The organism is Streptomyces filipinensis (assembly GCF_014649495.1).
GTDB classification, from domain to species: Bacteria; Actinomycetota; Actinomycetes; order Streptomycetales; family Streptomycetaceae; genus Streptomyces; species Streptomyces filipinensis.
Genome location: NZ_BMTD01000013.1, coordinates 42,919 through 66,193, shown reverse-complemented (window position 1 = coordinate 66,193; position 23,275 = coordinate 42,919). Strand labels below are relative to the sequence as shown.

Below are 23,275 nucleotides of genomic sequence, written 5' to 3'. Positions count from 1 at the left end.
TCACTCCGTGATGGTGGGCGGCGCGGCCAGGAACGGGCGTACCTCAAGCCACTCGTGGATCGGCTTCCCGCCCGCCCCCGGGGCGGCCGACAGTTCCCCGGCCAGCTCGACGGCGCGCTCGTAGCTGTCGACGTCGATCACCATCCAGCCGGCGATGAGGTCCTTCGTCTCGGCGAACGGGCCGTCGGTGACCGGCGGTCGCCCCTCGCCGTCGTACCGGACCCACGCGCCTTCGGGGGCGAGTGCCTGACCGTCCACGAACTCGCCGGTCTTCTCGAGCCGGGCCGCGAAGTCGTTCATGTACTGCATGTGCGCCGAGATCTCCTCCGGCGTCCACTGGTCCATGGGCACGTCGTTGACCGGGGACGGGGCGCCACGGTAGTGCTTGAGCAGAAGGTACTTGGCCATCGTGTTACTCCTGGGTGCTGGTGCGACCCATTGTGGTCGCGTTCACCGCGGGGACGGAGCCCGCCACGGATTCTCGACATCACCGTCCGATTTTTTTCGGGCTCTCGTCCGATGAGCTCGTGGCCGGGGTGGTCGGCACCACGAGGGCTTTCTCAAGCAGCGTGAACGACTTGGTGGTGCCGCCCGGCTGGGGCTTGCCTTCCACGCGGCCCACGACCTGATAGCCGGCGTCCAGGTAGTACGCGGTCAGACGATCGTTGCCCGCCAGGCAGTCGAGGCGGGTCAGGGTACGGCCCGTCTCGGCCACGCGACGCTCGGCGGCCCGCAGAAGCCGCCGTCCCGTTCCCGGCGGTGCGGCGGCACGGTCCACCATCAGGCGATGCACGTAACCCGCCGTCGGGGGCTGCCGGCCCCAGGCGTCCGGGTCCTCCCACCACAGTTCCCAGGCCCCGACCGTACGGCCGTCGGCCTCCGCGACCCAGACCTCCGCGTCCGCCATGATCCGGTGGAAGTGGTCTTCCCCGAGTTCGCCTGGCTGCCACTGCCCGGTGATGCCCTGGGAGTGCATCCACCGGGCGGCATCGTCACGCAGCCGCACGAGGTGGGAGAGATCGGCACCGCTGGCCGGGCGGAAGCGTAGATCGTCCATCCACCGATCCTCACATGACAGCCCGGTGCTGTCGGCGACTGCCGCGAAGATCACATAGGCTTCAGTCGAATATCGATCAACTGTTGCAGTGGCCCGCCAAATTGGAGATTTCTCCACGCTTCAGACCAAGGGCGACCGCACAGGGGGGAAGGAAGAAAGTCATGAAGTCAACCAGCGTACGGCGACGCCTTGCCGGGACTGCGGCCACCGCCCTGATGGTCGGTGCGGGTGTCCTCGCGGCCGCCCCCATGGCCGCGGCGAAGGCCAACGTGCTGACCATCGACAAGGTGTCGTTCCACAAGCCGGACGTACAGGTGAAGGTCACCTATTCCTGCGATCCGGGCATGGACCACGAGCTCGTGGCCAACGCCAGGACGCTCGGCACGGGTTCCCATCGTGAGGGGAACGCCGCCGGCACGATCAAGAAGGACAAGCTCGTCTGCGACGCCGGCGACCACACCGCCCAGGTGACCATGCGCCCGGCGCAGGGCTCGTACTTCGTCAAGGGAGACAAGGTCAAGGTCAGCGTCTTCTACTTCGACGACGACGGGTTCAGCTACGCCCGCGAGGCGACCGTCGTCGTTCTGTAAGCAGGTCCGCGCCCGGCGACGCGGCCCCTGAGTCACCCGGGTGACCTGGGCGGCGTGGGGTCTGCCCCCCCCGTTCCGGGGGCTCTTCCTTTCCCACCACCACCTGGGTCTGGGCATGGGAGGCATGGAGCGGGTCGCGGTATTCCCCCTTCTGACAGGGACGCTGGCCGTCGGCGCGCGCGGAATGGTCCGCAGGCCACCCCGTAAGCAGGACGCGGGCGGTTCGACGGTGCTCGGGAGCCCCGTACTCACACCGCGTGACCAGGGCGCGCATCGTGTCGTGATCAACAGGTCGTCCGGACGAGGCGGTTGAGCCGGACGATCGAGGCTGCGGGCTGGTGGTCAGGGCGGGTGCTGCGCACGGTGTACGAGGAGGCTGCCCAGGGGGGTGCGATGGTGGACGACGGCGCGCCCCGCTCGGCACGTGGTGATCAGACCGGCGCCGCGCAGGGCGGTGGCGTGGGTCGAGGCGGTGGCGTTGCTGACGCCGAGCCGCCGGGCCAGGTCGGTGGTGGAGTGCTCGTGATCCAGGAGCACGAGCATCGCGAAGCGCGTGCGGCCGAGCACCTCGGGCAGCGAGTTCTCACCAACGGACGGGAGCGGCAGGCCGGGGCCGGCCGGACAGGTCACGGCCACGGGGTGGCCGGGCAAGTCGGAGATGAGGGGGTGGCCGGTCCAGTGGAAGGTGGGCAGGAGCAGCAGACCACGGCCGTCCGGCCGGATGTCGAGGCTGCCCGTCGCGTCCAGCTCCCAGACGCCGCCGAGCAGCCGGGAGCCGGGGACGAGGTCGGTGAGGGCGGCGCCGATGCCGTGTTCGGCGACGGTCACGGCGTGGCGGGTGAACTCCGCTTGATGCAGGTCCTGTACCGCCGTCCAGACCGGTCGCAGCACGGCCTCGAAGGCGGCATGCTGCGCGCGGCTGAGGATCCGCCAGGCGTCCGCGTCCCCCCGGTGCAGGTCGCGGACCCAGGGCGGGGGCGGAGACGAGCTCGGGGTGTCGGCGTACACGCGCTCGAGTTCGGCGCGGACCAGCTCCGGGCGCCAGGACCGGGCGGCGTCGAGCCCGTCTTGCAGCGTGTCGCGGAATACGTCCAAGAAGCCGGGAGCCTGCCCGGCAGGCACGAGGTCCCTCAATGGAAGCGCCGCGTCGGGCAGGGAGCGCAGCAGCCGCCCTCTCCAGTTGCCGAAGAGCAGATCCCTGTCGCGACCGCACGCCATGGACAGGGCGGCGTTCAGTTCCTGCAGCGGTGCGGGCCGGGGCGCGAACCGGATACGGGCGGTGTCGGCGACGGTGAGGTGGATCCGGATCACTACTCCTCCTGCCACGCCGCCGCCATGGTTTCGGACCGAGCCTAAACGATCGCCCCTGCGCGACGCCGGGCGCGAGCATCCGGGGCATGACGCCTTCCTCTACGTCAAGAACCATGTGCCGCCGGATGGTTGCCACGTCCGCTCTGGCGGGCGGCGCGCTGCTGCTTACGGGCGGCGGCATCGCGCGAGGTGCCGTACGGGTGCCGGCGCGGGAACAGGCGGCGGACGCGGTGGCCCTGCGGCTGCCCGTCCCGACCGGGCCGCACCCGGTCGGGGCGACCACGCTCTACCTCGTGGATCCCAGCAGGCGCGATCCGTGGGACCCGTCGATGCCTGTCCGCGAGGTGATGGTGACGGTGCTCTATCCCGCCGCGCAGGTGGATGGCGGCCGCCATCCGATCGCGCCACAGATGTCCCCGAGGACAGCGGCGGATTTCGCCCGGATCGCACCTCGGGCCAACCCGCAGCTGCCGACCGCCGGGGTGGACTGGGCCGCCACCATGACCCACGCGCACGCGGGCGCGCCCGCTCAGACCGTACGCCGGCCTGTCGTGCTCTACAGTCCCGGCGGTGGCGACCCGCGCACACTCGGCACCTACGTCGCCGAGGAGTTGGCGAGCCAGGGCTACGTGGTGGTGTCGATCGACCACCCCGGAGACGCCAGCGTCGTACAGTTCCCCGTCACGACCAGCTATCGGCCCAGGCACATCCGCACGACGGTGTTCCGGGGAAACCCCCGCACCCGGCCGGACGTCTACCACACGATGATCGCTGCTCGCCTAGCCGACATCCGGTTCGTCCTGAACCAGCTTGAGCGCCTGGCGGCCGGGCACACTCCCGACGCCGTCGGGCGCCCGCTGCCCCGACACCTCCCGCGAGCGCTGGATCTGGCACGGGTGGGCGTGTACGGGCACTCGGCGGGCGGCACAGCGGCTGCCCAGACCGCGTACGAGGACCGCCGGATCCTCGCGGCGGTCAACCTGGAAGGCTACCTGGACTATCCGCCGGACCAGCCCGGCGAGCCGGCGCCGCTGTTGCCCGTGGCCCGGTACGGAATGAACCGGCCGATGCTCCTGCTGGGCACCGACGGCTTCCGCGACGCGGACATCGAGCGCTCCTGGTCGGCCATGCTCGACCACCCGGGACGGCGCACCCGCCGGAGGCAGATCGACGACGCGATGCACTGGGTGTTCAGCGACTTCGCCGCCATGGTGCCCCAGCTCCAGGCGGCCGGGCTGATGACCGCCGAAGGCCGCGACCGGATGGTGGGCGCGATCGACCCGGCGCGCTCGGTACCCATGCTGCGCGACCACGTCCTCACGTTCTTCGAGCGCAATCTGTCCGGCACGTGGGGACCCGTGCACCACGGCACCTGATGCACCGAGCGCTTCACTCCGTCGCTCGTCGCCGGGTGAAGTGCTCAGTCACCATGGATCACGGCTCGGTACGCGCCCGGATCGCGGTTTCCAAGGACGGCCGCTCGGACCCATGATGTGGCCATGAAGATTCCCGACCGGCGGATCGAACTGTTCACCGGCACCGGCAGCGAGCACCGGTTCAGCGGCCCCGCGACCGGTGACGAACGGACCATGCTCGTGGCCATGTTGGCCGCCCAGCGCGCCACGCTGGAGCTGAAGTGCGCGGGTCTGAGGCCGGAGTTGGCCCTGCGGTCCGTGTCTCCGTCTTCGCTCTCCCTGCTCGGCCTCGTCCGGCACCTCGCCGATGTGGAACGCCGCTGGTTCCGTGCCGTGCTCGCCGGGCACGACGTCGAGCTGCGCTTCTCCTCCACGGACGTCCCCGAGGGCGACTTCGACGGCGCCGCCTCCGACCCCGAGGTCGGCGCCGCGGCCTGGGCGGCCTGGCACGCCGAAGTCGCCTTCGCGGAAGCGTTCGTCGCCGAGGCATCGCATCTCGACATCGAGGGCCGCGACCCCTGGCGCGGCACGGTCTCCCTGCGCTGGGTGCTCCTCCACATGATCGAGGAGTACGCCCGTCACAACGGACACGCCGATCTGATCCGCGAGCGCATCGACGGAGCGGTCGGGGTGTGACCCGGGCCGCTTCCACGAGCGCCGTATGAGCGACCAGAGTCCGGCAGGCCAAGTGTCAGCCAGGCCTAGAACACCCCCTCGTCGCGGATACCGGAGCCCTGGCGTCGCAGCTCCTGGCGCAGCCGGGCGAGCGCACGGTGCAGCGTGCTCTTGACCGTGCCGGCCGCCATCCCGAGGGCGGCAGCCGTTTCCTCCGTGGACATCTGCTCACAGGCCCGCAGCACGACGACGCTGCGCTGGGTGGGCGTGAGTCTTCGGAGAGCTTCCAGGAGCAGGGCACGGTCGGCGTGCCGCTCGGTGGTGTCCTCGACCCGCGTGTCCGGGAGCTGGTCAGTGGGGAGTTCCCGCAGCTTTCGGGCCCGCCACCACTCGGTACGGGTGTTGATCATCACGCGCCGCAGGTAGGCGTCCGCGAGCCGCTTGTCGCTGATGCGCTCCCACCGCCTGTAGGTGCGTACGAGTGCGGTCTGCAGCAGATCCTGGGCGTCGAGCGGGTCGGCGACCAGGCACCGTGCGCTCCGCAGCAGGTAGTCATGCCGCGTACGGACGTACTCCTCGAATTCCAGCGCCTGGGCACCGTGCCGGTGGGCGTTCACGACCGGGCTCCTCGTGCGACCGCGGTGCCCAGCAGGTCGCGCTCTTGCGGCACCAGGGTGTCGGGGGCGTTGCATGGGATGCCCCCTGTGCCGTCAAGGCAGGTGAGAGCCCCGGTGACGGTGGCCTTCCCGGGATCCTGGCGGGTGCCGGTGACGGCGAGAGTGCAGGCGCTCGGGTGCCAGGCGGCACCGCAGCGCGCCAACCCGTCCCGTGCCATCGACAGCGGGTTTCGGGGCGGGGCCGTGTAGTCGGCGGCGAACGTCATGACGCTCGTCGCTTGGTCCAAGCCCTTCTCGTACGTCATGAGGCCCCACAGGGTCGGGTGGCGGGCGAGGGCGAGCCATCGCAGGGCGCCGTGCGGTTGAGAGTGCCGCCGGTTGGCTGGGACGGCTGACGAGGAGGCTCTGGCCGCGCCGCGGTCGGCCTCGCCGCGCAGCCGGCGCACGCCAGGGATGTCGAGAGTGTGAGAGCGGACAGAACGCGCGTGCGTATGGTGCTGCGTATTTTCATGATGTCCCCTGGTGGCCCGGGGACGCGGTGGCGCGCCCCCGGGGCTATCAGTCAGCAGAAGCGTGCCGTCGCCTGAGGCCGCGGTGGAGGAAGACGTGCGCGGCAGGCCGGTGATGTCCCGCCGGCCGGCCCGCAGAACCAGATTTCGCGCCCCACGATTGATTGGGCAGCCGTCTTGGCCACCCTGAACAATGGCGGCGGTGCAGGTCACTGGGGACGGTGGCATGGCGCTGACCAAAGAGCGCCGTCAACACCGGCCCGGATCACGATCGCCGGACGTGGTGGGGTGAACCGGAGTCGCGGCGGACTTCCGGAGCGGGCGTCCGGCACCTGCTCCGGTCAGCGTCATCGGAGGGTCTGGCCCAGCCTTCAGCAAGCTTGGCCGACGCCGTCTCGGTAGGTCCAACGGCTCTGTGCGGACGGTTGGTTCCCCATCGGGATGTGAGGTTTCGCCCAGCCCGTCTCCCTGTCGCTGCACACCCCGGCCGCCCCATACTCCAGGACCTGACGGGCCGGCGGACGAGGGAGCACGGTGAGCGCAGCGGCATCAGCAGGGACCTGGAAGCTCGGGGACCTGGAGGTGAATCGCATCGGCTACGGCGCGATGCGACTGACGGGCAACGGCATGATGGGGAACTCCGACGGCACGCCGATCGACCGCGAAGTCGCCGTCGGCCTGCTCCACAGCGCGTTCGAGCAGGGCGTCAACCACATCGACACGGCCGCCTTCTACTTTTCGCCACTGCGGTCCGCGAACGAGCTCATCAACCGCGCCCTCTCCACCTGGCACGGCGACGTGGTCGTAGCGACCAAAGTCGGTCCGGGGCGCGATCCTTCCGGCGAGTGGCTCCCCATGGCCCGCCCCGACCAACTGCGCGGCCAGGTCGAGGAGAACCTGCGCCAGCTCGGCCGGGACCACCTGGACGTGGTGAACCTGCGTCGCAACGGCCCCGGTACGGCCTCGTTCACCGAGTACTTCGGCGCCCTCGCCGAGTTGCGCGAGGCGGGTCTGATCCGGCACCTCGGGCTGTCGAACGTCCGCCCGGAGCACGTGGCCGAGGCCCTGACGATCGCGCCCGTGGTCTGCGTGCAGAACTCCTACGGCCTGGACTGGCGCCGCGCCGACGAGAGCGGGCTGGTGGACCTGTGCCGGGAGCGGGGCATCGCCTTCGTCCCGTTCTTCGCCGTCTCCGGGCTGCGGCGCGAGGCGGCCGCAGTCCAGGAGCACGACACGCGCGTCCATTCCGTGGCACGCGCCCACGATGCGACGCCGGCCCAGGTACGACTTGCGTGGACGCTCCACCGTGGTCCGCACGTGCTGGCCATTCCCGGCACCACGAACCCGGCACACCTCGCGGAGAACATCGCCGCGGGAACCCTGCGCCTGACCGAGGAGGAGTTGGCCGTCCTCGACAAGCCGGGAGAGGACACCGCCGGGGCCCCTGCCGGGGATGCTCGATGAAATCCCCCATCCCGTCGAACACCTGACGCGAAGGTCCCGTCCACCGAGGGCGGGGCCGCGCGGGCGAAGCGCAAGCGGAGGGACTTGTACGGGTAGTGCGGATGATCTTTCGTTGAGTAGTGTGAACCATCGGATACCGGGCAGCCACCCGCGCCGCTGCCGCTGAAACTCCCCGCTTGACCGCGTGGCGCCTGCCACGCCCGAAGACGTCCCCGCGGCGAGGGCGCGCAGCACGACGGCTCGGTCCACGGTCGAGAGGTGGCCTGTGGTGGCCGGAACGACGCTGCGCGTGCCGACGCCCGGGGCAAGAAAGCGAGTCAGAACACATGCAACCGACCTTCGTACTGGTTCATGGAGCCTTCGCGAACTCGTTCTCCTTCGCGCCGCTCCAGGCCGAACTCGGCCTCCTCGGACACCGTTCGGTCGCCGTCGACCTGCCCGGCCACGGATTCGGGGCGACCTACCCGCGTGCCTACCAGGCGCCGCAGGACCTCGAAGGGCTCGCCACCGCGCCCGGCTCGATCAAGGGCGTCACGCTCGCCGACAACGCCGCGCATCTGATCGGGATCCTGGAGCGGGCAAAGCAGAACGGGCCGGTGATCCTCGTCTCGCACAGCCGCGGCGGCATCACGGCCACCGCCGCGGCCAACGCCCGGCCGGACCTGATCGACCGCATCGTCTACGTCTCGGCCTGGTGCCCGGTCGATCTCGACGTCAGCGCCTACTACGCCGAGCCGGAGATGGCCACGGTCGACGCCGCTTCCCTGGCGAAGGCGATGGCCGGGAGCCCGGCCGAACTCGGCCTGCTGCGCGTCAACTTCCGCACCGCGGACCCGGACGCTCTGGCCGCGTTCAAGTCGGCCTTCCTCGCCGACGGCACCGACGAGGAGTTCCTGGCCTTCCTGAACACCTTCCAGCCTGACGAGAACCTGGACGCCGGCAGCTCCGCCGACCGGGCGCAGGCCGCGACCTGGGGCCGCATCCCGAAGACCTTCGTGCGTCTGGCCGACGACGCGAGCCTGCCGCTCGCCATACAGGACCGGCTGATCCGCGAGGGCAACGCACTGACGCCGGAGAACCCGTACGACGTGCGCACCATCGAGGGCAGTCACCTGAAGTGGCTGATCGCCCCGGCACCGGCGGCCCGAGTCCTGGGTGAACTCGCCGATCTCATGACCCGGTCCGTCTGATCACGGTCGGAGCCGGACGGTGAGGGCGGCGGGGTGACGGTGCCGAGGCAGACGTACCCGCGCTCGTCATGCCGGGTGGTCCGGCCCGGTGGTCGTGTCGTCACCATCGGCTCCGTCCCCCGCTCCGGGAAGACGGAGCCCGCGGAGCAGCCAAGGCGGCCCCAACGGCCTGGAAGGACACGTCTGCCCAGCAGTTGGGGCCCCGCGGCGCGATCCGGCCCGCACTCAGGGCTCCACGCCCCAGCGTGGCGCGGTTGCCGCAAGGCGTTCGAGTTCACGGCGCGCCTTCGCCGGGTGAGCGAGGCCGGGGTACGCGCCGCGGGCCTTGGCGATCCGCGCGCGAACGAGACGGTCGGTTAAATGGGTTGGGGCGGTCGATGCCCCGCTGGTACCGTCTGGGCAGCCGTGAGAGAACGCGAGGAGGTGAGACCCATGAAGGCTGTATCCGAGTGGGTGCTCCCCCTTTTCGTCACGGTGGGCGGTTGACGTCGGTGTCGCCGGGAGCGCCTCAGAGACAAGGCACTCCTGAAAGGCAACACCTATGAACTCTGCGCACTTCACTTCGAGCACGGGCAATCACGCGGTCGTGGTCACGCGGGTTTCGGACACACAGTGGCACGCCCTGGAGGACGACCTGGTGGTCGGCCGCGGCGACGCTTCGCGTCGGCCCGACGGACGGCTGTTCATCAGCATCGACGCCTGGCACGGCGCGGTCTTCGATCGCATCGCCGACGCGATGCTGACGGACCTGCCGACACCCCTGTACACCGTGGCCGACGAGGCCGACCAGGACTCGACGTCCGCCTGGGAGCGGGCCGGCTTCACCGCCGTACGCCGCGAGTGGGGCTATCGCGTGCCCACCGATCCGAAGGTCACCGGGCTCGGCTCGGTGCGGCCCCCGTCGGGCGTGACGATCGTGCCCGCCGGTGAGGCGGAGGAGGGCCCGCTGCGCGCCCTGGACAGCATCGTCCGCGACGAGGTCGAGGCCGCGGTCGGATGGCAGACGATGCCGGCCGAGGTGCTGCCCCGACCCGCGGGGACCAGCGTGCTCGACCCGTCGAAGTACACGGTGGCGCGGCACCTGGACCGGTACGTGGGACTGGTCCGGGTGGCGCCGCTGACCCGGCAGCCGAGGATCGGGCTGATCGCCGTCCGGGCCGACAGGCACCGTCGCGGCATCGCCCGGGCGCTGCTGGCCCACGCGCTGGGCTCGCTGCACCGCTGCGGGACCGCTGCGGCATGGGCCGAGGTGAACGAGTCCAACGCGGCGGCCACCGCCCTGTTCGAGGGTATCGGCGCCCGTCGGGCGGGCAGCACGGTGGAGTTCGTACGCCGCTGACGCCCCGACACACCGCACCGAGCTCACAGCCGGCTGGCTGCGGCCGCCATCAGGAGGCGGCCGCGTCCGACCGCGCACCGCATGCATTCCTGTGCGACTACACCGTCACAAGGACGGAGAAACGAGAGACCATGACGAAAACTTCAGGTGGCGTGGAAGTCGAGGGCACCGTCATCGAGTGCCTGCGCAATGCCACCTTCAAGGTGGAGCTCCAGAACGGGCACACGGTGCTCGCCCACATCAGCGGGAAGATCCGGAAGAACTACATCAAGATCCTTCCGTACGACCGCGTGCTCGTGGAACTCAGCCCCTACGACCTCACCCGCGGCCGGATCCGCTACCGCTACCGGGCCTAGCGGAAGGGGCTGCCGGGTGAACCCGTAACCAGTGACGTCCAGCCGGGGGAGGGCCGTCCCCCCGCTGGGCGCTGAGGTGGCCGTCTCGCGCGCCGACAGCGGCTACGGCCAGTGCACATGAGCAGTGGGGGCCCGAAGGTCCTGCGGCACGGGCCGAAGAACCCTCGCGACCGCGGGCACTGGAGTGCCACGGTGTCGAGGTGTGCCGCAGAGGCCGTGCGGCTGCCTTCGGATGGCGCGTCGTCCTTGACCCGTCGCTGCATCGCTCCCGCCAGCGGACCGGTGCCGTCGATCGAAGCATCGGCCACGGCCGCGTGGAGCAGTGGTACCCGGCTGGGTGACGCGCTACGGGCGGGGCACCCGAGCACCCGTGGTCCGTCATGCCGGCGGATGCGCATCTCTGGCGGTGTGGCGACGGGTCCCTCAGCGTGGAGGGCAGAGGCGGACCGGCCCGGTGGGCACAGACACCGAAGAAGAGGTGGGTCGCATGGCGGAGAATGCCTCCGAGCGCCGGGTGGTGGTCGGTGTCGACGGGTCGCAGTCCTCGTACGAGGCCCTGCGCTGGGCCGTGCGCTACGCCGGCCTGGTCGGCGGCACCGTGGACGCGGTCGCGGTGTGGGAGCTGCCCGGCCTGTACGGCTGGTCGGCGCCCGCCGTGGACATGGACGTCGACGAGGACGAGACCCGCCGGAAGATGAGCCAGGAGCTGACGGACGTGCTCGGCGCGGACGCTGTCGGCTCGGTCCGCACCCATGTGGTGCACGGCAACCCCGCCGATGTCCTGCTGCGCGCCGCCGAAGGAGCCGACGTCCTCGTGGTCGGCAGCCGGGGCAGGGGAGGGTTCGCACGCGCCCTGCTCGGCTCCGTCAGCCAGCATGTGTCGCAGCATGCGAGCTGCCCGGTCGTGATCGTGCGCCTCCAGAAGCAGTGAGCCGAGCCCCGCGACGTTCCCGGAGGCCGGCTCACTGGAAGGCCGCGTGGCGTGGCTGTCTCGGCCGGTGTGAGACCGCGCGCGTCCGTACGAGGCGACCATCCTCGTCGCGACCCCGAACGAGTGGCTGTGCCCAGCACATTCCCCAGGGGCCCGGGCATTCCCCATGAGTCCGGGCTATCCCAGCCACGTCCCAGCGCGCATCACCACCCTGCCACGCAGTTCCGGTACTCCGCGCCAAGCGCGCACCGTCCGCGGTGCCACGCGCAGGTACAGGAAGGGGGCCTTCTCCCTGCGCGGATCCCAGCCGAACTTGCCCGCGAACGCATCTGCGGCATCCTTTGCCACTTCCCGCGCGGGACAGCACTTCGCCTCCCCTTGCAGCAGCACCACGTCGAAGGCATCCGGCAGCGCCAGCCGTACGCGCGGTTCTTTGAGCGCATTGCGCGCGGTCGCGGAGTCTGCGCTGGTACACATCCACGCTGCCTGCCCGTCCCACAGGAACCACAGTGGCACCTGATGCGGGCCGTGGTCGGGGTGGGCCGTCGACACCCATATGTCGCGCTCCGAGCTGAGCCTCCGCAGGGTGTCCCGCCTGCGCTCCGCTGTGGTGCGAGGAATGATCTCCATGGTTTGCATAGGTGCCGAACTTAGCCAGCAGGTTCACGGTACGCATGGGGCGCGGGTCCTAGGCCCGGAGGCGGACCGCCGCCCGGGCATCCCTCAGCAGCTTCCACACGAGCGTCGACATGGCGGACAGAACGCGTCACACCGGAGCGGGGACAGACGTCGGGACGTTCGACACACGCACTAGGGCCGGCCGGCCCAGTGGCCCCGTGGCGGTGCGCCTTCCGGCTGACGCGTGGTGCTGGCGTGAGCGAGGTCGAACTCCACGTCCACGACCCCTTCGACGGACCTGACCAGGCGCGCCGCGACGGGCACGAGGGCGGTGTCACGGATCCGTCCGGTGAGCGTCACGACACCGTCGTGCACCTCCACCTGCACGGCCGACGACGGCGGGAACAGGAACGACGCGAGGCTTCCGCACGGCGGAGGCTCGGTCGGTCCCGGGAGGGGGCCGACCGGCCTCTCATCGCGCAGGCCCCGCGGGGCCACGCTGAGGTCGGAACCCTCACCCGAGAGGCCCCGCAGGAGGTCGTCCGGGCTTGGCGCCGGCCGCTGCACCAGCCTCGTGCGCACCCCCTGCTCGTCGGCGAGCCCGCCCGCGGGAGCAGCAGGTCGCGGAACCGGTGCAGGACGCGCTGGAGGGCGCCACCCGCCACGACCGGCTTGCAGACTCAGCGGCGTACGGTCGAGGGCCACGCCGGCGGTGTCCCGTGAGGCCGACCTGCTCGTCGTCGGTGCCCGGCGACGCACGGGCCACTTCGGCCTCCAACCGGGCCGCGTCGACCACGGCGTGCTCCACCCCGCGGACTGCCGGTGGCGGTCGTACCCGAGCCGCCTGGGAGCCGTACGGGCGGTAGCCACCGCACACGCGCTCTCCGTGGTGCGAGGCCACGCGTATCGCCGGCGGGCATGTCCGAGCGCAGGCAACCGGCTCTCGCGTCACGGATCGGCCCGTCTTCGGGCCCTACCGCCGTCCCACCAGATTCCACTCCTGATCCCAGTGGGCCATGCGGCGCCGGTCGAGCCGCGCTCGTGCGACGGCACCCGTGCCGAAGACCGGCGCCGCGACGGCGAGGGCGGCCGCGGTACCGAAGAAGGCGGCCTCGACACGCCCCTCGGTCCGGCCCGTCGGCGCTGTGAGCAGGAGCCGGCCCCGGTCGTCCTGCCGGACCGCCACCCCGGCCCCGGCCCTCAGGCCGCCGTCGACCAGCGTGAGCCCGCCACGGGAGGCCCCGCCGGGAGCCGTCCAGCGCACCCGGGCCTGGACACGGCCTCCGTCGACCAGTCCCCGGTGACGCCGTGCGGGGCGTCCGAGACCAGGACGGCTCGGACGGGATGCCGGTGGACGCGCTGCGCCGCGGACTCGCGCTCGACGCTGCGGGCCGTCACCAGTCCGGCCACCGTCCCACCGATCACCACGACCACCCGCACGACCAGGATGATCCAGGCTTCGGCGACGTCCTCGCGCCGACGCAGCGGACTGCTCCGCCACCGCCACAACCACCGGGTGCTGCGCATGACGGGACACCTCCGCGTCGTGACGACTCCTTCGACGGTGACCCCGGCGGAGCGGCGCCCACAGGGGCCGGGGGCCCCGTGGGCAGGCCACCCGGTCCCGGGCGCCCCGCCACCAGGGCCGGTCCGGCCCCTGACCGGTGACAGGGGCCGGACGGCTCAAGCGGCACCCCTCACCCACTGGCCAAGCTGAACGTGCGGGCTGAAGAGGCGTACGACGCAAGGGGTGAGGATCCGATGAAAGGCTTCGTCTTCCACGGTCCCGGACAGGCGTCCTGGCAGGACGTGCCGGACCCGGCCATCAAGGAGCCCACCGATGCCATCGTGAAGGCCGGTGCCGTGACCATCTGCGGCACCGACCTGCACATCCTCAAGGGTGACGTGCCCGAGGTCCGCCCGGGCACCGTGCTGGGCCACGAGGCGGTCGGCGAGATCGTCGAGACCGGCAGCGACGTGCGCACCGTACGGCCGGGCGACAGAGTGCTGCTCTCCTGCATCACCTCCTGCGGACGCTGCCGGTTCTGCCGGGAGAGCGCCTACGGTCAGTGCCGTGGCGGCGGAGGCTGGATCCTCGGCCACCTCATCGACGGCACCCAGTCCGAGTACGTCCGCGTCCCCTGCGCCGATCTGTCCGTCCACCCGCTGCCGGGCACGCTCCGCAGCGAGGACGCCGTGCTGCTCGCGGACATCTTCCCGACGTCCTACGAGGTCGGTGTCCTCAACGGGCACGTGCGGCCCGGTGACACCGTGGTCGTCGTCGGCGCCGGACCCATCGGCCTCGCGGTCGTCGTCACGGCGCGCCTGTTCGCGCCCGAGCGCATCATCGCCGTCGACCTGGCTCCGGCCAGGCTGGAGGCCGCCCACCGGCTCGGCGCCGACGCGATCGCGGCCGTCGCCGAGGACCCCGGCGCGCTGGTGGCCGACCTGACCGACGGGCTGGGGGCGGACGTGGTGATCGAGGCGGTCGGCGTGCCGGAGAGCTTCGAGCTGTGCACCCGGATGGTCCGCCCCGGCGGCCACGTGGCCAACATCGGCGTGCACGGCAAGCCCGCCACGCTGCACCTCGAAGACCTGTGGATCAAGAACGTGACCATCACGACCGGCCTGGTGGACACCTACTCCACGCCCACACTGCTGCGGATGGCCGCCGCCGGCCGGCTCCCCACCGGACAGCTGGTCACCCACACCTTCCCGCTGGACCACATGGACGAGGCGTACGACGTCTTCTCCAGGGCGGCCGACACCGGTGCGCTGAAGGTGGTGCTCGGCGGGGAACAGCACGCGGAAGTCGCCGTACGCGCGGCGTGACCGGGAGGGCGGTGACGGTCATGACCGAACGGACGAACGCGTGTCCGCGTGCCGGGCACCGCAAGGAGGGGGCGGCTGTGAACGCTTCCGCGTTCGCCACCCCGAACTCGATCGACACCTGCGGGACCACCCGGTCGGCGGGCCACCGGGCCGTGCCTAAGCAGGCCTCGGCTGCCCGCGAGAGCGGCCACAGGCCGAAGTGCGTGCTGCCACGGACCCGCCTGGGTCTGTGGACGGGCCACTCGGCCCCTGCCCGGGCTCGGTCCTGGGACACAGGCTGAGGGTTGTCGCCGCACGACGGCACCCGAGTCACTGGAGGACGCCATGGAGGGCACTCCGACCGTGAACGACGTGATGACCCGTACGGTCGTCGCCCTGCGCACGGGAGCGGCCTTCAAGGACATCGTGAAGACCATGCAGGAGTGGCGCGTCAGCGCCCTGCCGGTCCTGGACGGCGCGGGGCATGTCGTCGGCGTGGTCTCCGAGGCCGACCTGCTGCCCAAGGAGGAGTACGCGACGGGTGACCAGGATCGCCACGGACAGGTGCGGTACCTCGCCGACGTCCGCAAGGCGGACGCGGTGACCGCCGGTGAGCTGATGACGGCTCCGGCCGTCACCGTGGCACCTGACGCCCCTCTCGCCCATGCCGCGCGCCTCATGGCCCGCAGCAGGGTCAAGCGGTTGCCGGTCGTCGGCCGCGACGGTGCGTTGAAGGGCATCGTCAGCCGGTCCGACCTGCTGAAGGTCTTCCTGCGCGAGGACGAGGACATCGCCGAGGAGGTGCGGCGGGAGGTCGTCGTACGCCTCTTCGGGACGTCCCTGGCGCCCGTGGGCGTCGAGGTGCACGACGGAGTCGTCACGCTCACCGGCTGCTTGGACGACGCGGCGTTCGTGCCGCTCGCCACTCTGCTCGCGCGGGCGGTACCGGGCGTCGTCGACGTCCACTGCACGCTGACCGGAGGCCGTCGTCACCCGGATCCGGACCTGCCGGATCCACATCGCACGTCCTCCGCCTGACGGCGGACGACGGTTGCGGACGACAACGAGGCCGTACGACGCTGTTCGCGCCTGCCCTCCGTACGGGAGGCTCTCCGTCGGCGCCCCGATCGAACGTCCGCCGGCGGGACGGTTGTTGGCGATCTCGCACCGGGTTGAACCGCTTCTTCGCGGGAACCGTCAGATCCCCACCGATAGGGCCCTTTCGGCCACATCGGACGCTATCCTCTGGATTGGCGCTTCAATCGTGTGTGTCAACTCGCCTCAGCGGCGGGACGGTTATCGCAGGGAGAGGCTCATTGACCCACACCATGCCACCGCACTGCAGTGAGGCGACCCGGTTGTCGTGCGTGGGTGTCTATGTGGACGACGCGTACCGCGATGCGGTGCTCGACGAGCTGTACGCGCACGACCAACGTGTGATCGCCCCCTCGGTCGGCTTCGACGCCCGACGGGTCCTGGTCCATGCCCTACGAGCCCGGCGTATCGGTCTCGCCTGGGCGGCGCTGGTGCTGGCCGTGTGGCTGGTCGGGTTCTTGCTGACCGGCATGCTCGTGCTGGTCCTGCTCCCCGGCTGTGCCCTGCTCGCCGCCCGCAGCCGCAGGGGCCGGGGCGCGGTGCTGCGCTGGGTCGGCAGAACCGTGTTCGGGGCCGGGCTCTACACCGTCGCGTATGTCGCGTTCTTCGGCCCTGCGCAGACCTCGTACGGCTCGGACGGCTACGACGACTCGACCCTGTTCCCGTGGGACGCCTTCGACGGCTGGATCGCGTTGTGCTGCCTGGTGGTGACGGCTTGTTGCGTCGTGCTGCGGCAGAGGCACCTGGACCGGGTGCTGCGCGGCGACCTCGCTCCGGAGGTGTTCGTCGACCCGGCGCGCGACCCCGCGGAACACGTCACTTCCGCCCGTCTGCAGTGGATCGGAGATCGCATCCGGCGGGAGCAGCACTCGCCTCTGATCCTGTACGACATGGCCGACCCGTTCCGGGGGATGGGCACTCTGCGGGAGGCGTGGACGCTGACGGTGGAGCTGCGAGCGGCTCCGGGCGCTCGTACGGCACCGCTCGATCCTGAAGCGCCCCTGGGTAACGGCTGGCTGCTGGACCACATCGAGACCCAGCTGGCGACGCTGCGCCACCCGGCGCAACCGGGCTCGTCGAAGGCCGTGCAGGCACGCCTCGACCGGCTGCGGCAGGTGGAGATCGACGAGTGCGTGTTCCTTCCCGCGGAGGGGCTGCTCAGCCGGGAGCAGGTACCGCACGGTCCGGACGTCTTCGAGGAGCACCGGCGCGCGGCCGTGGAGGAGAGCGGCGAGGCGCGCCGCCACTTCCTGCGGGTCCGGGTGGGCGCCTGGCAGGAGGAAGTCGTCACGACCGTGTTCGTCCGGGCGCACACACAAGGTGGGATGGTCACCTTGGAAATCGTTTCCTACGTCCTGAACCCGTTGCGGGCCGACTTCCACTCCGCGGACCGGGCAGCCCGCCTCCCCGCGCCCGCCGCCGTGTGGGGCGGGATCGGCCGGGCGCTCCTCAGGACGCCGGCGGTGGCCGGTTCCGCACTGGTCGACGTGTGGCAGACGGTCGCCTGGTTCCTGCTGGTGGCTGTGAACGGAGGGGGAAGGCGGCCGGCCCAGGGACCTGCTCTCTCGATCCGGGAACGCGGGGCCGAGAGCCACGCCTCGATGTTTCAGGAACTCGACGCCAGAAGGTATATCGGAACCATCCGGGAACGGGTCCTGAACGCGGTGCGCATCGCGCTGACCGAACGTGGCTGGGACACCTCCGAACTCGACGCGCGGGCTGTGCTTCTGCGCGGCGACGGAGTGCGCGTCGAGCGCTCCTCCGGCCCTGTACGCGGCGTGGCCGCGGGACACGGTGGCCTCGCGCCGAGGAGACCTGCATGAGCGGGACGACGGCGCCCTGGGACCCGCAGCTGCAGCGCTGGCGTGTCGGTCACGGCCCGATCGCCCCGGCGAAGCCCCGGCGATCGGGCCCGGTCAGGACGACACCCTCCTTGTGGCGGCGTCCGTCCGGCCCGGGGGCAGCCGGCGCCGAGGGGGCCGTGCCCTGGGACAGAGTGCGGCAGAGCTGGGCACACGATGACACGGAGGCGTGGGAGGCATCCGCATCTGACGCATCCGGCCGCCGGGCGGGTGCCCTGCTGCGGCGCACGGCGGTCCCGCTGTGCGCGCTCGCGTTCTCAGCGGTCCTGGCCGTGTCCGGACACCGGTGGGCGGGGTGCGTCACCCTCGTCTGGACGGCACTGATGGTCAGGGGCGTACGAGCGGTGCGGCGCACGGCGGCCGAGGAGCGGGCGGTCGCGGTGAAGGGCGCCGCGTCGCCGGCCGTACCGTCACCGGATCCAGACCCCGTGTCTCCCGGCCGGGCCTTCGCCGAGGGAGTCGCGCAGGTCCTGGCCTTACCCGCCCTGTTCGCTCCCGGCAGCGCACGGCCCGCGCATGAGCCGCATCGACGGGCCCGGCCGCCGGAGCCCTCGCGAGAGCGCAGTCGACGGTACGTCGCCGAGGAGCTGATGCGCGCCCACGCGGAGCTCGGCCTGCCGCTGCCGGGGGAGCGCGGTGTACTGGGGAGGGGCAGGAACACGGGGGGCGCACCATGACGAGTCCGAGCCCCGATCCAACGACCCCCGCGGACGGGGACGGTAACGCGGATGTGCGGACTCCAACCGCTGGGGCCTGGGAACTGCCCTCTGCGGCGGACGTCGAGAAGTACGAGGCGATGCTCGGCGGGGGCGCCGCGGAACGCGCACTGTCCCTCGTGGAGAAGCGGTTCGCTCTGGAGGCCGAGGACCAGTATCAGCGTCGGCTCGACGCCGAACACCGGCGCCGCCTCGACATGATCAACGTGCGCTTCCGTATCGCTGGTGTGGTGGTGGGTGCCAGCGGAATCGCCGGATGTCTGTGGATCGCCAAGGACTTCGTGGACCGCGGTGCCACGACACAGGCAGCCGGTCTGCTCGGCGGTATGGCCGCGGCGCTGAGCGCGATCTTCCTGGGAACCCGGTCCCGGACACCGCGCTGACCACCCAGCTCGACTCTGACGGGGCTCGCGCACGGCGGGCCCGGACCACTGTGGAGTCGCTCTGTCCGCGCGGCCAGATCCGCAGCGGACCGACCGGCTCGAGCCGCGGCGCACGGCCGCCACCGTGCTCGTGGCCGACTGCCGGCAAGGACGGGAACAGGCGGCGCACCGCCTCCAGCACGCCCGGCCGGGCCGCGCCGGGGCCACCGTCCGACGCGAAGACGTCAGAGACGCCGACCACCGGGGCCGCCCACACATGCAGGCCGAACTCGCTCGTCCGGCCGTGCGATCGGCTCGTACGGCACCTACCGGCGCCATCTGCGCCAGGGCCTGGACCAGCTGTGCGAGGCCCTGTGGCAGAGGGAACTGCACGGCTGCCTCGAAACTTCGCAAACGGCAGACGACGCGCACCGCCTCACCCCATAGCACCCGGTGCGGCGACTCACCACTTGAGCAGCACGCCGGTCAGGTGCCGAGCCGGTCACTCATCGGCTTCCTCCTCCTCCGGCCCCGGTGCGTCGCCGATGGCGACGCGCAGGTCATGCATGCCTTGGAGGATGTCGATGAGGGCTTCTTCCGCCCCGCTCAGAGCACGCCGGGTGCCCTCCGTGTCGCCGCGTTCGGCGTGCAGCTGGGCGCCGAGCGCGTACACCGCTGTCATGACGGCGGCGAAGGCGGCCTCCCGGCCGGGCGGCAGCTCTTCCCCCTCGGGTTCGGAGACCTGGAGCGCGGTGCGCTGCAGCCTGTTCGTCAGGACGTTGACCGCGATGCCGGCATCCCCTCCCAGCTGTTCCCCCCAGCCGTGCAACGTCTCAAGGACGTCCTCGATCTCCTCCTCCTCGGACAGACGGGTCGCCGCGGTGATCTCGAGCTCCGTTTTCGCCAGCAGACTGCCCAGCAGGTACAGGCGGTCTTCTTCCTGCGGCCCAGCGGGTCGCTTCTGCGGGTCTGCCGCCGGCTCAGCCCCCAGAGCGGCCAGCGCGGCGTAGATCCGCTCAGCACTCACCGGGCGCTCGCTACTGATACTCACACCTTCAGCTTCACCCACCGCAGGCGTACCCGCTCGCCCAAGACACCCTGTGAGCCCCCGGCCGGATTTCCAGCGGCCCCTGCCGCAGGCGGGGAGCGCCCGGCTGCTCAAGTCGCGGGCGGTGAACCCGGCCCCGACGATGGGAGAACGGAACCATCACCTCTTTGGACGGCAGCATGTGCGTGAGACGACTCCCAGGCTCTGCGAGGCGCCGGCGCTGGTTCCGGCTGGGCAGTGCCCTCGGCGGTTCTCTTCTCGCCGGCGCACTCGCCGGTTGCGGCGGCGGAACCAGTCACAACGCCGGTACCTCACCCCAGCCGAGCCCTCCGAGTACGCCGAATGCCTCGTCCTTCTCGGGTACACCACCGTCGGCGATGGCTTCCTCGGCCTCCGCGGCTGTCAGCTCGGCAAGGGCCTCCGCATCCGCGGCGGCGTCGTCCGCGTCGGCACGCGCCTCCGAGTTCGAAGCATCGGTGGACGCCGCGACCCAGCGCCGAAGCGCGGCAGCGGCAAAGGAACTGAGAAACGTCCAGGGCCGAGGCAACGCGCTCTCCGAGGTCGCCATGACGGGCATGCCGCGAGCTCAGACCGGCGGAGTGCTCGCCGTCCTGGTCACGATCACCAACAAGACCGGTGGCGAAGCCTCCTACGCCGTGCAGATCGACTTCAAGAACGCGGACGGCAAGGTGGTCGAGACACGGTACGTCGGCGCGGAACGCCTCCAGCCCGGGAAGAAGGAACAGTCGATCGCCTTCAGCCACCAGCCACCGGAACCGAAGCTGACGCCGTTTCTGGCGAAGGCTCAGCGTTACTGACAGTGACTCCGCGGCCGACCTGCGCCGGGCCGGCTTCCCCGACGCAGGGGAAAGCCCGCGATCTGCGCGCAGCCGCCCTCGGCCCAGCCCCGGCCCGCTTCCCTGCATCTAGGATCAGCGCGGGAAGCCGGACACAAGGGGGCAAGGGTGCGCGAGGAGTTGACGGGGCGGCTGGGACAGCTGCGTGACCTGACCGGACGGAGCCTGCGCGAGCTCGCCCGGGACATCCACGTCAGCAGTTCCTCGCTGTCGCGCTATTTCTCCGGCCAGGCCGTTCCATCCTGGCCGACGGTGGTGGCGCTGTGCAAGGCAGCCGGTCGTGACCCCAGGCCCCTGCGTGAGGTGTGGGAGCGGGCCAAGGAGGGGCCCCAGACGAGCACGGTCGCCCCTCCGCCCGTGCGCAATGACCTGCCCCACGACATCACCGCCTTCACCGGACGCCGGGCGGAGTTGCACGCCCTGCTCGGCGCCGCACGCAACTCGTCGGTGGTGGCGATCGACGGCATGGGCGGGGTGGGTAAGTCCGCGTTGGCCGTACACGCCGCGCATCTGCTGACCGCCGACTTCCCCGGTGGCCAGCTCTATCTGGACCTGCACGGGTTCACTCCGGGCCGGGAGCGGGTCGAGCCCGCGGAGGCGCTGCGTGTGCTGCTGGCCGCGCTCGGGCTGCCACCCGGCAGGATTCCCGACGGGGTCACCGAGCGCGCCGCGCTGTGGCGGTCGGAGCTGGCGACGCGGCGCGCGATCGTCCTGCTGGACAACGCCGCCGACGCCGCTCACGTGCGCGATCTGCTGCCCGGCGCAGGCCAGTGCTTCGTCGTGATCACCAGTCGTCGCCGGATGGTGGAGCTGGACGGCGTGCAGCCGATCTCGCTGGACGTCCTGCCGACCGAGGAGGCGGCGGAGCTGTTCGTCGCATCCTCGGGCGGGGCCAGGCCCGGTGACGTCGGCGAGGTGCTGCGCCGCTGTGGGAACCTGCCGCTGGCCATCCGGGTGGCCGCCGGACGTCTGCGGCACCGGCCCGCGTGGACGCTCGACACCCTGGTGGAACGGATGCGCGAGGGCGAGCTGGCGGTGTCGGACGTCTTCGAGATGTCGCTACGGCAGCTCGACCCGGCCCAGCGGCGGATGTTCGGGCTGCTGGGGCTGGTGCCGGGAGAGGACATCGACGCGTACGGCGCGGCCGCCCTGGCCGGGATCCCGCTGGCCAACGCCCGTTCCCTGCTGGAGGACCTGGTCGACGTCCATCTGCTCCAGGAGCCGGCGGCGGGCCGCTACCGGATGCACGACCTGCTGCGGCAGGCCGCCCGCGCCGACGAGGCCGCAGTCGACCCGGTACCGGCGATCGCCCGGCTGGGCGACTACTACCTCAGCGGCATGCTGGCCGTGAAAAAGCTGGTCGAGGTCGTCATCTCCCTGCCGGTCATCGTGTCGCAGCCACCTCCCGCGCTTCCCGACCTCGCCGACCACGACGCGGCCGTCGACTGGATGGACACGGAGTGGTCCAACCTCACGGCGACGTTCTCGCTCGCCGTTCAGCTGCGCATCGACGCGCCGGCGGTCGGGCTCGGACAGCTTGCGTTGATCTCCCACGCGCGACGCGGCGGCATGGCGCAGCTGCGCCGGGGGCTTGAGGTCAGCATGCCCGCCGCTGAGCGGCTCGGCGAGCGCCGCATGCTGGCCTCGCACCGGTACCTGCTGGGCGCTTCGCTGATGCGCGAAGGGCGGCTGGAGGAGGCGGTGCCGGAGCTTGAGGCGGCCCGCGTGCTGATGACCGCGGAGGGCGACGTCGTCGGCGAGGCCATCATCCTCGAACAGCTGGCGGAGATGCGGCTGTACGCCGACGACGCCGAAGGCGCCGTCGAGCTCCTGCGTCAGGTGGCCGTACTGCTGCCCCCTGGAGAGGCCGCCGCCGGCGTGCGGGTGCGTGCCTGTCTCGGCCAGGCCCTGGTGCAGTCGGGCAGGTACGGCGAGGCCCGCGAGGTCGTCTCGGAGGTGATCGAGACCGCGCGCGGACTGGACCGGCAAAAGGAGCGTATGTGCCTGGACGTGCTCGGACGGGCGGCACTCGGCCTCGGTGACGCCGAGACCGCCCTCGACCTCGCCGAGCAGGCCGTCGCGCTCAACCGGGCGACCCGCCATCCGGTCTTCGAGGCGGCCAGCCTCACGGACACCGCCGTCGCCCTGCGCCACCTCGGTCGCGCCGAGGAGGCGACGGCCCGGCACTCCGAGGCCATGCGGATCCTCGAACGGGCCGGTGAGCCGCACCGGATGGTGCGCAGCCTCCTGCCGTACGCGCAGGCCTGCCTGGCCACGGGCGATCGGGACACCGCGGTGCGGCACTTCCGGGCGGCGCTGGAGATCTCCACCGCGAACGGCCTCACCTATCTGATGCCGGCGGGGCGTGCGGGTCTGGCCCGGGTGTCCTGAGCCTGTCCCAGGGGCGACGCGGGTGTCCCGTCCCGTCCCGGGACACCCGCGCGGCAGCCGTCCGCTGGAATGACAGCGCAGGTCAGCCGGGTGTCGGAGGGATGTCCCGTGTCCCGGGAGG

At 71.4% G+C, this 23,275-nt stretch carries 25 protein-coding genes and 1 pseudogene; 15 read left to right on the top strand and 11 right to left on the bottom strand.

What is annotated here, in order from left to right; translation table 11 throughout:
• Together IE244_RS26840 and IE244_RS26835 are read right to left on the bottom strand one after the other, a co-directional pair.
• Positions 1-408, bottom strand: coding sequence for a YciI family protein (locus IE244_RS26840; protein WP_191876144.1), 408 nt, complete (start codon positions 406-408; stop codon positions 1-3).
• A 79-nt stretch (positions 409-487) separates the two neighbouring features.
• On the bottom strand, positions 488-1,057 hold the full coding sequence (locus tag IE244_RS26835) for a GNAT family N-acetyltransferase (RefSeq protein ID WP_191876143.1): 570 nt from the start codon (positions 1,055-1,057) through the stop codon (positions 488-490).
• A gap of 161 nt (positions 1,058-1,218) precedes the next feature.
• Here IE244_RS26835 and IE244_RS26830 point away from each other — a divergent pair, with 161 nt between their 5' ends.
• A complete protein-coding gene (locus IE244_RS26830) occupies positions 1,219-1,647 on the top strand; it encodes a hypothetical protein (protein ID WP_191876142.1) in 429 nt (142 codons plus the stop codon).
• Between the two features lie 342 nt (positions 1,648-1,989).
• On the opposite strand, the gene IE244_RS26825 is transcribed toward IE244_RS26830, so the two are convergent.
• On the bottom strand, positions 1,990-2,958 hold the full coding sequence (locus IE244_RS26825) for an ArsR/SmtB family transcription factor (protein WP_191876290.1): 969 nt from the start codon (positions 2,956-2,958) through the stop codon (positions 1,990-1,992).
• Between the two features lie 125 nt (positions 2,959-3,083).
• Between IE244_RS26825 and IE244_RS26820 the strand changes: the two genes are divergently transcribed.
• Positions 3,084-4,334, top strand: a complete 1,251-nt coding sequence (locus IE244_RS26820; protein WP_191876141.1) for an alpha/beta hydrolase family protein — start codon at positions 3,084-3,086, stop codon at positions 4,332-4,334.
• Between the two features lie 123 nt (positions 4,335-4,457).
• On the top strand, positions 4,458-5,009 hold the full coding sequence (locus tag IE244_RS26815) for a mycothiol transferase (protein WP_191876140.1): 552 nt from the start codon (positions 4,458-4,460) through the stop codon (positions 5,007-5,009).
• A gap of 65 nt (positions 5,010-5,074) precedes the next feature.
• Here IE244_RS26815 and IE244_RS26810 read toward each other — a convergent pair whose 3' ends face one another.
• Both IE244_RS26810 and IE244_RS26805 read right to left on the bottom strand, forming a co-directional pair.
• Positions 5,075-5,605, bottom strand: a complete 531-nt coding sequence (locus IE244_RS26810) for a SigE family RNA polymerase sigma factor (RefSeq protein ID WP_229854341.1) — start codon at positions 5,603-5,605, stop codon at positions 5,075-5,077.
• A complete protein-coding gene (locus tag IE244_RS26805) occupies positions 5,602-5,910 on the bottom strand; it encodes a hypothetical protein (RefSeq protein WP_191876303.1) in 309 nt (102 codons plus the stop codon). Before IE244_RS26805 ends, IE244_RS26810 begins: the two co-directional genes overlap by 4 nt.
• A 738-nt stretch (positions 5,911-6,648) precedes the next feature.
• Here IE244_RS26805 and IE244_RS26800 point away from each other — a divergent pair.
• The 5 genes from IE244_RS26800 (at position 6,649) to IE244_RS26780 (ending at position 11,394) form a co-directional block, all read left to right on the top strand.
• Positions 6,649-7,578 carry an oxidoreductase gene (locus IE244_RS26800; RefSeq protein WP_191876138.1) on the top strand — a complete coding sequence of 310 codons (930 nt, stop codon included), beginning with the start codon at positions 6,649-6,651 and terminating at the stop codon, positions 7,576-7,578.
• Positions 7,579-7,904: 326 nt separating this feature from the next.
• On the top strand, positions 7,905-8,768 hold the full coding sequence (locus IE244_RS26795) for an alpha/beta fold hydrolase (RefSeq protein WP_191876137.1): 864 nt from the start codon (positions 7,905-7,907) through the stop codon (positions 8,766-8,768).
• 541 nt (positions 8,769-9,309) lie between these two features.
• Positions 9,310-10,107 (top strand): GNAT family N-acetyltransferase, encoded by a 798-nt coding sequence (locus IE244_RS26790; RefSeq protein ID WP_191876136.1) that lies wholly within the window; start codon positions 9,310-9,312, stop codon positions 10,105-10,107.
• Positions 10,108-10,238: 131 nt separating this feature from the next.
• Entirely contained in the window at positions 10,239-10,463 is a 225-nt protein-coding gene (gene infA / locus IE244_RS26785) for a translation initiation factor IF-1 (protein ID WP_191876135.1), read from the top strand.
• A gap of 487 nt (positions 10,464-10,950) precedes the next feature.
• Entirely contained in the window at positions 10,951-11,394 is a 444-nt protein-coding gene (locus IE244_RS26780) for a universal stress protein (protein ID WP_191876134.1), read from the top strand.
• A 177-nt stretch (positions 11,395-11,571) separates the two neighbouring features.
• Here the strand turns inward: IE244_RS26780 and IE244_RS26775 are convergent, their stop codons facing one another.
• The 4 genes and pseudogenes from IE244_RS26775 to IE244_RS43040 all read right to left on the bottom strand — a co-directional run bounded on the left by IE244_RS26775 (position 11,572) and on the right by IE244_RS43040 (position 13,539).
• Entirely contained in the window at positions 11,572-12,033 is a 462-nt protein-coding gene (locus tag IE244_RS26775; RefSeq protein WP_191876133.1) for a pyridoxamine 5'-phosphate oxidase family protein, read from the bottom strand.
• A 171-nt stretch (positions 12,034-12,204) separates the two neighbouring features.
• Positions 12,205-12,399, bottom strand: a pseudogene (locus IE244_RS26770) (BON domain-containing protein); the annotation flags it as partial.
• 586 nt (positions 12,400-12,985) lie between these two features.
• Positions 12,986-13,276 (bottom strand): hypothetical protein, encoded by a 291-nt coding sequence (locus IE244_RS43045; protein WP_506005174.1) that lies wholly within the window; start codon positions 13,274-13,276, stop codon positions 12,986-12,988.
• A complete protein-coding gene (locus IE244_RS43040) occupies positions 13,213-13,539 on the bottom strand; it encodes a hypothetical protein (protein ID WP_308436295.1) in 327 nt (108 codons plus the stop codon). Before IE244_RS43040 ends, IE244_RS43045 begins: the two co-directional genes overlap by 64 nt.
• A 234-nt stretch (positions 13,540-13,773) precedes the next feature.
• Here IE244_RS43040 and IE244_RS26760 point away from each other — a divergent pair, with 234 nt between their 5' ends.
• From IE244_RS26760 to IE244_RS26740, 5 genes are all read left to right on the top strand, one after another.
• Positions 13,774-14,844 carry a zinc-dependent alcohol dehydrogenase family protein gene (locus tag IE244_RS26760; protein ID WP_191876132.1) on the top strand — a complete coding sequence of 357 codons (1,071 nt, stop codon included), beginning with the start codon at positions 13,774-13,776 and terminating at the stop codon, positions 14,842-14,844.
• 324 nt (positions 14,845-15,168) lie between these two features.
• Positions 15,169-15,861, top strand: a complete 693-nt coding sequence (locus tag IE244_RS26755; protein WP_191876131.1) for a CBS domain-containing protein — start codon at positions 15,169-15,171, stop codon at positions 15,859-15,861.
• A 278-nt stretch (positions 15,862-16,139) separates the two neighbouring features.
• Positions 16,140-17,741 carry an AbeC-like domain-containing protein gene (locus tag IE244_RS26750; RefSeq protein ID WP_191876130.1) on the top strand — a complete coding sequence of 534 codons (1,602 nt, stop codon included), beginning with the start codon at positions 16,140-16,142 and terminating at the stop codon, positions 17,739-17,741.
• Positions 17,738-18,457 carry a hypothetical protein gene (locus IE244_RS26745; RefSeq protein ID WP_191876129.1) on the top strand — a complete coding sequence of 240 codons (720 nt, stop codon included), beginning with the start codon at positions 17,738-17,740 and terminating at the stop codon, positions 18,455-18,457. Before IE244_RS26750 ends, IE244_RS26745 begins: the two co-directional genes overlap by 4 nt.
• A 53-nt stretch (positions 18,458-18,510) precedes the next feature.
• A complete protein-coding gene (locus tag IE244_RS26740) occupies positions 18,511-18,879 on the top strand; it encodes a hypothetical protein (protein WP_191876128.1) in 369 nt (122 codons plus the stop codon).
• A 481-nt stretch (positions 18,880-19,360) separates the two neighbouring features.
• On the opposite strand, the gene IE244_RS26735 is transcribed toward IE244_RS26740, so the two are convergent.
• The gene (locus IE244_RS26735; RefSeq protein ID WP_191876127.1) at positions 19,361-19,909 is read right to left on the bottom strand and encodes a hypothetical protein; all 549 of its coding nucleotides are present in this window, start codon (positions 19,907-19,909) and stop codon (positions 19,361-19,363) included.
• Positions 19,910-20,201: 292 nt separating this feature from the next.
• Entirely contained in the window at positions 20,202-20,474 is a 273-nt protein-coding gene (locus IE244_RS43035; RefSeq protein ID WP_308436291.1) for a hypothetical protein, read from the bottom strand.
• Between the two features lie 7 nt (positions 20,475-20,481).
• Between IE244_RS43035 and IE244_RS43030 the strand changes: the two genes are divergently transcribed.
• Both IE244_RS43030 and IE244_RS26725 read left to right on the top strand, forming a co-directional pair.
• On the top strand, positions 20,482-20,724 hold the full coding sequence (locus IE244_RS43030) for a hypothetical protein (protein ID WP_308436290.1): 243 nt from the start codon (positions 20,482-20,484) through the stop codon (positions 20,722-20,724).
• Between the two features lie 147 nt (positions 20,725-20,871).
• Positions 20,872-23,154 (top strand): ATP-binding protein, encoded by a 2,283-nt coding sequence (locus IE244_RS26725; protein ID WP_191876126.1) that lies wholly within the window; start codon positions 20,872-20,874, stop codon positions 23,152-23,154.
• Positions 23,155-23,275: the final 121 nt, after the last annotated feature.